The organism is Gemmatimonadales bacterium (assembly GCA_030697825.1).
GTDB lineage: Bacteria > Gemmatimonadota > Gemmatimonadetes > Gemmatimonadales > JACORV01 > JACORV01.
The window spans coordinates 1-10,293 of sequence record JAUYOW010000226.1; the positions used below are offsets into that span (position 1 = coordinate 1).

Below are 10,293 nucleotides of genomic sequence, written 5' to 3' on the forward strand. Positions count from 1 at the left end.
CCGGTCCGGCGCGAGCCGGAAGCGCGCGGCGGAGGCAGTCGCGCGGGCCCTGCGCGAGGCCGCGTGGGAGGGGGAGCCCTAGCCCGGAATGCGTGGGTGGCGCCTTCCGCTCCTACTCAGCGCCGCCGTCCTGTTGGCGCAACTCGCGCGCCGCTCGCCGCTGATCGATGTAGTCTCGGGCGCATCCCCTGCCGACGTCCATCTCGCATACCCGGTCTGGCACTTCGTCTTCGCGCCCTTCACGCTGCTCGCCGACTGGCTCAACGGTGGCGGCACTGCGGACCTGAAAGGCTTCGGGGCGTGGGCGGTGGTCGCGTATGTCGTCGCTCGGCTGGTCGCTATCGCGCCACCGCGCGAGCGACCCAAGGAGCGGTCGCTGCCGCGAGAGGCCCTTGGCGCCGTGGTCTTTGCGGCGTGCGTCGCCGCGTTCATCGCGTGGGTCGCGTACCTGCCGCGCCCGATACCCCGGCTCGTCGCCGACGACCCAGACCTGCTGGTATTCGACCTCCACTCGCACACTTCGACTTCGCACGACGGCCGGCGGGGCTTCGTTGCCGCCGCGAACGCCGCCTGGCACGCGCGCGCCGGCTTCGACGCGGCGTTCGTAACGGACCACAACCGGCACGAGGCACAGACGCGCCGACGCACCGACGCACAGAGAGAGACGGCGCGACTCCTGGACGGCGAAGAGTTGTCGCTCCACGGCCTCCACTTGATCGTCCTGGGCAATAGGCGAGAGATCGACAACCGCGGGTTCAACCAGTCGTGGGATTCCACCGGCGCACTGATCCGCCGTCTCGCCTTCGACTCTTCGCCGCCTTCTTCTCTCCAACCGCCTTTTCTCATCGCCAGCCTGCCTGAGTACTGGCGCAAGCACTGGGGCGCGGACCTCGGCGACCTGGCGCGCTGGGGAGTGGGCGGCTTCGAGATCTGGACGACGTCCCCCAGGGCGATGGAATTCCCGCCCGACGCGCGACGCGCGATGGTCGTCCAGGCCCGCCTGCACTACGTCACGCTCTTCGGCGCAACGGACATGCACGGCCTGGGCAACACGGCGAGCGTTTGGAATGTGGCGCGGGTACCGGGCTGGCGCGCGATGAGCGACTCAGCACTGACGGCGGTGCTGCTGGCGACGTTCCGCGCGCGCGGCGCGGACGCGAACCAAGTGATCGCGCTCTCCCGATGGATGCCGTCATCGCGGTTGGGCCAGGCCGTGGCTGTGCCGGTGAACGCGGCGCTGGTCCTCGCGTCGGCATCGCTCCCGCACGCGGTGGCCCTGGTCGGATGGATCTGGCTGGTGGTGCTGCTGTTGAAGAGAAAGAAGCGTTGAAAGTTGAAGCGTTGAAAGGGCCCGGAGCAGACATCCCGGGCCCTTCAACGTTCTTTATCTCTTCAGCCTTCAACGTCTTTTCTACTTCAACCTCTTCCTAGACTAGAAGCCCGCCTCCTCCGTGCACCCCGCCGGCTCCGGGCTGCGCGGCGTGCACTCGTTGATGGGGAACGGCATCTTCGCAAACCGCCGGTGGGTTGCCAGGTCCTCAGTATGCGACCGATTCCCCCGCCCCCACCGCCCGCTCGGCCAGAATCCGTATTTGCTGAAGTGCTGGCCGTGGACTCGGTGGCTGGCCCCCACGCGAACGCCCTTCGACGGGCATGGGACGTGATTCGGGGCTCGCGCTCCATATTAGGAACAAGGCACGGTTCGCATGGTCGCCTGGTTTGTGCGATATCTCGCTCCGTGATGCCGCCTGTGCCACAGAACACGAGGTTGGAGCTGACAGCCTTTGGCCGCGCAATGGCCGCCCGGCGCGTACGGTCTTGCCGAGGTCGCCCAACGGCTGCGGACGGAGAACACCGCGACCGTGACTGACGAGCACCGCTGATGAGCTTCGGCCCACACGTCACCCGGCGGGATTTCCTAAATGGCGCGCTGCTCGGCATAGGCGGTGCGTTGCTCGGGTGCAGGCCCTCCCGTCAGATCGCGGAAGACGACGGTGCGGGAGCCAGCTGGTCCCTCGGTCAGGATTGGTACGGCTACGGCGGAGTCGGAGACTACCGCTTCTCCCACGGCAACACGCCGGACGCGGTGGAGACGGCGCATCGGCTGCGCGACCGCGGGTTCCCCTCCGGCTTCGATCGAGTGGAGAGCATCCAAGACCATGACCTTGCGATCGTCGGCGCCGGCGTCGCCGGACTGGGAGCGGCGCTGGAATACTCGAAGAAGAGGAGGGCCGGCCAGACCTGCCTGATGCTGGACGACCACCCGCTCTTCGGCGGCGAGGCCAAGGAGAACGAGTTCGACGTGGGTGGGGTCCGGCTGATCGGGCCGCAGGGCGCGAACGGCTTCTTCGTGCCCGGAGTCGTGAGCGATACGGAGGGGGCCTCCGGGGACCCCCGATACTATGCGGAGCTGGGTGTGCCGAGGGAGTTCCAGTTCCGCGACTGGCCACCGGCGGAAAAACCCCTTCGGTTCAGTCCCGACAACTACGAGTACCTGGTTCGGGGACTCCAGCAGCACACGAGCGTCGGGCACTTCTTCAGCACGGGCCCGCCAGAAGAGGGGACCTGGGCCATCGACATGTGGGAACGGCGCCTGGCCAACACGCCCCTCTCCGAGGCTGCCCGTGGGACGCTGCTCCAGTGGTACACGTCGGGCGCCACCCGGCGGTTCGCAACTGACGAGCAGGCGGTGCGTGCCCTCGACATCATGTCGTACCAGGAGTTCCTCGAGCGGGAGCTCCACCTGGGCCCGGAAGCCGCCCGTTATGCGGACCTGTTCCTGGCTTCCGCCTGCGGCCTGGGAAGCGATGCCGTCTCGGCCTACGTGGCCTACCAGCTCCCGATGCCGGCCCTCACCGAACCTCTGCCCCCGGACCTCAGACGGGTGTCCTTCCCCGGGGGCAATTCGGGCTTCGTCCGTTACTTCGTCAAACGGCTGATCCCGGACGCCATCGCCGGGACGGACAGCTTCGAGGACATCATCAGCGGTCGCATCAACCTCGATGCCCTCGATCGGACGGGACAGCCGCTCCGCGTGCGTCTGCGTTCCACCGTCCTCAGCGTGGAGCACGAGGGTGATCCCGCATCCTCCGGCACCGTGAAGGTCGTCTATACTCGCGATGGCCGGCTCCATGGGATCCGGGCCAGGGCGGTGATCATGGCCACGGGCGGGTGGATGAACCGGTACGTGGTGCGCGACATGCCACCGGAGTACCGCGAGGCGTACGGGCAATTCGTGCACGCGCCCTTCCTCGTGGCGAACGTCGCGCTCACCAACTGGCGCTTCCTGTACCGGCTCGGGATCACGGCCGCGATCTGGGACCGGGGCGAGGGCGATTTCGGGTATACCTGCAACATCAGGAACCCGATGCAGGTGGGCAGCTACCGGCCCCCGCTGGATCCGGACCAACCCACGATCCTGTCATTCTACACGCCCTTCCATCGTCCCGGACTGCCGGTGAGGGCGCAGACGACGCGGGGCCGCACGGAGCTCCTGAACACCTCCTATCCGGAGTTCGAGCGGAAGATCCACGCCCAGATGATGAAGCTGTTCGCGGCGTCCGGGTTCAATGCCGAGAGGGATGTGGCCGGGCTCATCCTGAACCGTTGGGGACACGCGTACTCGGTCCCCTATCCGGGTTTCTTCGGTGGCGCGTCGGGCAGGGCGCCGCGGGACGTCATTCGAAACCGCTATGGGCGGATCGCTTTTGCGCACTCAGAACTGGCTGGTTGGCAGCATTGGGGGACGGCCGCGGACGAGGGACGGCGAGCATTCAACCAGCTCGCGCATGCGATCTAGGGGCGCTCGACTCGCGGTGAGGCGCCCAGATCATACCCGGATGTCAGGGGATACGGTGGGGCGCGGTCTGGGCCCCCGCGCCCCCGCCACTCACGCGCGTTTTGCTAGACGGCCGAACCCCGAGGTTCGAACAGCGAACCCCGGGGCCCGGCACCCGAGCCCGGCCGCGCGTGGACCGGAACTCAGTAATTGAAGCGGAGCGAGACCCCCACAGTTCGCGGCTGGTTGGTCAGGTAACCCACGCGGCCGCGGGTTCCCCGCTCCCGGTCCAGGGCGAGCAAGGCCCGCTCGTCGGTCAGGTTATTGGCGAAGACCGCAACCTCCCAACCCTCGCGGATCAGGCCGACACGCAGGTTGAGGATACTGTAGGACGGCAGCTCCGGATCAAACGTGAACGTTGACTGGGTCAGGGGCCCGCCGATGGTGTTTGCCCCGAACGAGTTCAAGTCGACGGTACCGAAACCCGCGGCATGGTCGTCGATCGCCGTGAAGCGCGAGCCCACATGCTGGTAGCTGCCCGTGACGAACGCCCGCGACGCCGGACTCACCTGCCACTGATACGTGGCCGCGGAGGTCACCTGGATCTGCGGCACGCTGGGCAGGCGGTTGCCCGCCTCCATGCCGGATACCGGTTGCCCAGCGGAACTGATCGTGGACTTGAGCTCGGAGTTGTTGAGGCTTGCCGCAAAGGAAACGTCGAGGCCCTCGCTGGGGTTGGCCGTGACCTCCAGCTCCAGCCCCTGGCTACGGGCCTTCGGCACGTTGAAGATCAGCCGAGAGGAGCAGGAGCCCGCCGTGACGCTCAACTGGAGGTCGCGGATGTCCATGTAGAACGCGGACAGGTTGACGGCCGCGCGGCCGCCCGCCAGGCGTGACTTGAACCCCACTTCGTAGTTCCACGCCGTCTCGTCAGTCCAGGAGTCCCGGTTACCAAATGTCACCAGGTCCTCGGCCGTACACAGCGAAACGTTGAGGGGATCGTTGATCCCGCCCAGCCGGAACCCCAGCGAGGCCTGGGCGTTCAAGGTGAGATCGTCGGACGCCCTGTAGCTGGCGATGAAGCGAGGCGCCACGCCGTTGGCGTCGGCGGCACCGGGCTGCGATTGTGCGTTCCCGGCGCCGTCCTGGCCGAAGATACCGTCGAAGATCTGCTCGCGGTTCTCGTCGAAGTTGTAGTAGCGAAGGCCGCCGGTCAGGTCGAGCCGCGGACCCGCGGACACCGTAGCTTCGCCGAAGACGGCGTACTGCTTCAGTTCGTAGTCGAGCCGGGACCAGAACAGGTGATCCTGGGGGGAATACTGCCCCGTCGTAAAGCCGGCTGGGGCGCCAAGGATTGGCGCCGCGAGCGCGTCAAACCCTGAGACGAACAGGTCTTGGGCGTAGTGGCGATTGTTGTTGCTGTAGAAACCGCCCACGAGCCACCTGACGCGATTCGTTCCGCCGGACAGGCGCACTTCCTGGGTCCACACCTTGGAATTGGTGGAGTCGTTTAGCGGCGAGTCGAGCGTGTAGATCCCCTCCGCGAGGCCGATGCTGCCGCCGGTGATGCTGGAGGTCAGCGCCCCCGCATCCCGCACCACCAGGACGTCGCGGAAAGTGTAGGAGGTGATCGAGGTCAGGCTCACTCCGCCGAAGTCGTGTCGCAGGTTCAGGTCGGCGAGCAGGAACTCGTCGGTGAACGGCTCGTTGACCTGGGTGAAGAGCTGGCGCTCGCCCAGCGTCACCGCGGGCCGCGTGGTGGTGTACGGGTTGGCCAGGATGTTGAAGGCGTCGATGCGGTTCCAGCCGTCCATCCTTATCCGTTGGTAGACGACCCGCGGAGTGATGCTGAGGCGTTCGTTCGGGACGAAGCGGACGGCGGCCCGAAAGCCGGTCCGGTCGCCGCCGTTGACGTCGTTCTCGACTGCGAGGTTGGGCTGCACCGCATCCATGAATCCGCCGATCCGGTTGCCGTAGCCCGCCACACGCAAGGCCGCCCTGGGGCCGAGGGGCACGTTGAAGCCAAGCTTGGCGTTGCTGCCCGGGGCGCCGCCGTCGATCACGCTGACGCCCACCTCGCCGAAGGTGGCGTTCACGCCGAGCTCGGGCTGGTTGCTGATGTAGCGTACGGTGCCGACCGCGGAGCCGGCGCCGAACAGGGTGCCCTGGGGCCCGCGGAGCACCTCCACGCGGGAGATGTCGAACAGGTCCAGGTCCGGCGTGAACAACGAGAGGGAGACGGGCGCGTCGTCCAGATAGACGCCCACCTGCTCTTTGACCCCCGGCTGGTCCCGGGCGATCTGGCCGGAGGAGGCTCCGCGCATGGCGATCTGGCTTTGGCCGGGGCCGAGGTTCTGCACGCTGAACCCCGCCACGGTAGCCGCGACAGCCTCGATATTGTCCGCCCCACGGGCGCGCAGGAGCTCCTCGGAGGGGGCAGCGATGGAGAACGGCACTTCGATCAGCGTCTGCTCGCGGAGCATGGCAGTGACGGTGATCGGCGCCAGCATCAGAGTCTGCATCACGAATTCGAGCGAGACCTCCGCCCCTGCCGCGACCCGAACGTCCCTCTGGGACACCGCCCGCAGACCGGGCACCGCCGCAGAGACGGTGTAGGAGCCAGGCGCGAGGTTGATGATGAGGAAAGTGCCGTCGGCGGCCGTGGCCGTGCGGCTGGAAGCGCTCGTGCCCTGGTTCGTGGCCCTGACCGTGGCTCCTGACAGTGCGCCGGAATGGCCGTCGCGCACCACGCCCCTGATCCGGCCGGTCTGGGCATTCGCGGGGACGCCGTACAGGGCTGCGGCAAGTGCGGCGAATGTCACGAACCGACTTCGATGGCTGAACATAGGATTCTCCTGCTCGAAGCGTGGGCCCACAGTACGAATGGAGTAGCTTGGAAGCTTGAATACGGCTCTTTCAAAACCCTGTCAAGGCCTTGCCCTCGTGCCGCGGGGCCCGAGGCCGTCGCAACCGCCCCCGGCCGAACAGGGCCAAGACGCGCCATACATGGCATATGGGTTCGGCTATTCAAATACGGCGCCCGGGAGGAGTTGTCAAGACTTGACGAAGGCCGCTCACTGCCCCTCAACGCACGGTGCCGCGGATACCGTGACCTCAGCCGGATCGAAGTGGGCGCGCAGGTCCACGAACATGGCTCCGTCGGAGAGGGGAACGAGCTGGGGATGCTCGACGGCGTCGAAACCGCGCTGCAGGGACACGCACGACTGAGCGCTCAGCCAGGGGAAGCGCAGCGCCAGTCGCACCCGGTGCAGGGCGCCGACCCGGATAGTCGCGGCGCGGTCTGCCGGCCGATACCTGACACTCAGCGAGTCGCTTCCGAGCCGCCACCCATCGAGCCGCCACACGAATTCGTCCGCGATGCCGTCCACCCGTGGCCCGACCTCGACGCGGTCGAGGTGCTCGTCCACGCCGAACAGGCCCCGCGCGACCCGATCCAGTAGCCCGCCCGCCGCGGCCATCGAGAGGCCGTTGGTGTCGGCCCGCCCCGAGGGGCGCCCGTACTGGGTGCGGATCGTGCGCCCCGCCTCCTCCACCAGGGCCCGCCAGCCGGGCCCGGCAGCCGGGGCAGGAAGCGAAGAGCGGAGCCTCGCGGCCTCGGAGCGCCACACTCCGGCATTCTCTCCCCCGGGTAGCCTCCAGCGCCCCGCAGCCTCGTCTTCCAGCTCCGCGAGCCTCTCCAGCGCCTCGGCGCGCAGCTCCGAGCCCTCCGAAGCCGCCTCCCGCGCCGTCGGGGCGATCGCGCGCAGGCCCGGCAGCTCCGTTACGAGCCAGACGCTGTCGCGCGTGGCGCGGTAGCAGGAGTAGCCGGTAAGTATCCTCCACGCCGCTCCCTCGCCGTTCGAGGGAACCGTGGAGCTGTCCACCCACAGATACCGGCCGCGCGTGTCCACGCGCACGGCTATGGCGCCCGTCGGAGCGGCATGACGCCCGAAAAGCTGGTATTGCCCGCACCCACTGCCCGCGTCGCCGAGCTGGAGCGCGATTCCGCCGGCGCGCCAGCCGTCGGACACCCGCGCGCCCAGGAAGCCGTCCGAGCCTGAGGGAACGGCGCGGTAACCCCCGAGCCGGTCCCAGTCCAGCATCGGGCGGGCGGCGGCGAAGAGATGCTCGAGCGCCAGGTCCAGGTCGCCCGACGGCGTACGCACGCGCGGCGGCGCCTGCGCTCCGGCCGGCTCGCTATCCGCGGATGCCGAAAGTGCGGCCTGAGCAGCCTCCTCCTCAGTGGCGCCCACGCCGAAGATCATTTCGGCGCGCGCCGTGGCCCCGGCGCCGCGCACTGGATCGATCACCAGGACCAGCTTGCCCACGGCCCGTCGCTCCCGCCCGACTTCTTCCCCGAAGCGCCGGAAGAGCACCACCGACGTGAGGTCGGTACGGAGCGTGCCACGAGTGCCGCGACCCAACCCCATGGCCACCACCGTACCTGCGACGCTGGTGTCGGTGAGGAACGCCAAACCCAGCCGGTCGTCAATGCGGATCCGGTCGCGCACCCCGTAGCCTGCCGTACGCCAATAGTGCTCGTACAGGTCCGCGGGTTCGATGGAGACGACGAACCCGCGACCGAAAGGCCAGCTGCGGGCCGCGATCACCAAGCGCCCGCCCGAAGCCGTCCGCGCGCCTCGCGGCTCGATGGCGATGGGCGAGCGCGAGCCGGCGTCAGCCACCAGCAGCGTCACCTGCCCGTCCCCTCCGAAGCGCACGCTGTCGGCGAAGCCGGCGTCTTCCGGCGCACGGGCGCCGGCCGCTACGCCCTCGATTCGCACCGTGCCGGTGAACGTCACGGGGTTGATCGTGAGGTCCCGCAACACCAGCCCGCCCGCCGCGGTGTCCACCGTCACGAAAAACTGGAAGTGCGGGAGCAGCACGCCCGTGGGACGGAAGGAAGGGTTGGCGACGACGGTGATGCTCGGGGCCGGCTGCTGGGCGGCGAGACGGGCCGACAGGCACCCGCACAGGAGGAAGGGGACCGCGAGGCGGCGCATGGGACAGGATACCGAGGATGCAGCGGACTTGCCAGCGGTACACCGGGCCGCCACATTCGCGCTATCTCCGTCCATGGGCTGACGCCATGCCTTTGCCTTTCATCATTCTCGTCGTCGTCATCGTCATCGTCCTTTTCTGGGCCATCGGCGCGCGCAACGGCCTCGTCACCCTCAAGAACGACACGCTGAACGGGTGGAAGCAGATCGACGTGCAACTCAAGCGGCGGCACGACCTCATCCCCAACCTGGTCAACACCATCAGGGGCTCGATGGAGTTCGAGAAGGAGACCCTGGACGCGGTGATCTCCGCCCGGTCGCGGGCGATGCAGGGCGGCGGGGGCGTGAAGGATACCGCCGCGGCGGAGGGTGCCCTCACCGGCGCATTGGGCAAGCTCTTCGTGGTGATGGAGCAGTACCCCGACCTCAAGTCGTCGCAGAACGTGCGCGACCTCCAGGAGGAGCTGTCGTCCACCGAGAACAAGATCGCGTTCTCGCGGCAGTTCTACAACGACGTGGCGACCAAGTACAACACCAGGCAGCAGCTCTTCCCGACCAACCTGGTCGTGGGGTGGGCCAGCGCTTCGCCCGCCGAGCTGTGGGAGATCGAGGACGCCGCCGAGCGCGCGGTGCCGCAGGTGGACCTCTCGATGGGGAAGAAGCCGCCGGCGTCGTGACCGAGACGCTGAACCTCCTCGAGCAGCAGGCGCGGAACCGCCGCCAGACGACGCTGTGGCTGCTGCTCTTCATCCTCTTCTTCGCCTGGCTCGGCTTCGGCGGGGACGCCGTGCTGTACTTCGGCTCCATGGACCAGTTCGGCGCCGCGCACTACTCCGTCCCGTGGATCGGAATCGTCGTGACGCTGATCGCCGCCATCGTGGCGTGGAACTCGTGGGCGCGCGGGCCGAAGCAGGTCCTCTGGGCCGCGGGCGGCGTCGAGCTGACGAACCCGCGGTCGCACGAGGAGAAGCAGCTCCTCAACGTGGTCGAGGAAATGGCGATCGCGGCGGGGCTTCCGAGGCCGAAGGTCTATATCGTCGAAGACGCCGACCCCAACGCGTTCGCCACGGGCCACGGGCCGGAGTCGGCCTGCATCGCCGTCACGCGCGGGCTGCTCTCGGCGCTCAACCGCGAGGAGCTCCAGGCCGTGGTCGCGCACGAGATGGGGCACGTTCGCAACCTCGATGTGCGCCTGATGACCCTGATCGCGGCGCTGGTGGGAGTGGTAGTCATCCTGTCTGACGGGATGGGTCGCATCTTCCGCGGCGGCGGCGGGCGGTTGATAGGCGGGCGCGGCCGCAAGGGCGGCGCCGGTGGCGCGATCGCGATCGTGCTCCTGGTGCTCTGGGTCGTCACGCTGATCCTGGCGCCGATCATCACCCGCTTCATGGCGATGGCGGTCTCCCGCAACCGCGAGTACCTGGCCGACGCGACCGGCGCGGAGTTGACGCGAAATCCCGCCGCGCTCGCCTCCGCCCTTCAGAAGATCGAGTCGGCCGCGGCTCCGACCGCGTC

6 protein-coding genes are annotated in these 10,293 nt (G+C 68.2%); 4 read left to right on the top strand and 2 right to left on the bottom strand.

Annotated elements, in window-relative coordinates; genetic code table 11:
- Positions 1-88 precede the first annotated feature (88 nt).
- Both Q8Q85_11725 and Q8Q85_11730 read left to right on the top strand, forming a co-directional pair.
- On the top strand, positions 89-1,330 hold the full coding sequence (locus tag Q8Q85_11725; GenBank protein MDP3774923.1) for a hypothetical protein: 1,242 nt from the start codon (positions 89-91) through the stop codon (positions 1,328-1,330).
- Positions 1,331-1,882: 552 nt separating this feature from the next.
- On the top strand, positions 1,883-3,799 hold the full coding sequence (locus tag Q8Q85_11730) for an NAD(P)-binding protein (GenBank protein MDP3774924.1): 1,917 nt from the start codon (positions 1,883-1,885) through the stop codon (positions 3,797-3,799).
- 182 nt (positions 3,800-3,981) lie between these two features.
- Here the strand turns inward: Q8Q85_11730 and Q8Q85_11735 are convergent, their stop codons facing one another.
- Together Q8Q85_11735 and Q8Q85_11740 are read right to left on the bottom strand one after the other, a co-directional pair.
- A complete protein-coding gene (locus tag Q8Q85_11735; GenBank protein MDP3774925.1) occupies positions 3,982-6,600 on the bottom strand; it encodes a TonB-dependent receptor in 2,619 nt (872 codons plus the stop codon).
- A 252-nt stretch (positions 6,601-6,852) separates the two neighbouring features.
- On the bottom strand, positions 6,853-8,781 hold the full coding sequence (locus tag Q8Q85_11740) for a hypothetical protein (protein MDP3774926.1): 1,929 nt from the start codon (positions 8,779-8,781) through the stop codon (positions 6,853-6,855).
- A gap of 86 nt (positions 8,782-8,867) precedes the next feature.
- Between Q8Q85_11740 and Q8Q85_11745 the strand changes: the two genes are divergently transcribed.
- Both Q8Q85_11745 and Q8Q85_11750 read left to right on the top strand, forming a co-directional pair.
- A complete protein-coding gene (locus tag Q8Q85_11745; GenBank protein ID MDP3774927.1) occupies positions 8,868-9,455 on the top strand; it encodes a LemA family protein in 588 nt (195 codons plus the stop codon).
- Positions 9,452-10,293 (top strand): M48 family metalloprotease (locus Q8Q85_11750; protein ID MDP3774928.1); only part of this gene is annotated, 842 nt, incomplete at its 3' end. The genes Q8Q85_11745 and Q8Q85_11750, both read left to right, overlap by 4 nt.

Coding starts and splice junctions, on each gene's coding strand:
- Q8Q85_11740 (MDP3774926.1), bottom strand. CDS start 8,781: ATGCGCCGCCTCGCGGTCCCCTTCCTCCTGTGCGGGTGCCTGTCGGCC.
- Q8Q85_11730 (MDP3774924.1), top strand. CDS start 1,883: ATGAGCTTCGGCCCACACGTCACCCGGCGGGATTTCCTAAATGGCGCG.
- Q8Q85_11745 (MDP3774927.1), top strand. CDS start 8,868: ATGCCTTTGCCTTTCATCATTCTCGTCGTCGTCATCGTCATCGTCCTT.
- Q8Q85_11725 (MDP3774923.1), top strand. CDS start 89: ATGCGTGGGTGGCGCCTTCCGCTCCTACTCAGCGCCGCCGTCCTGTTG.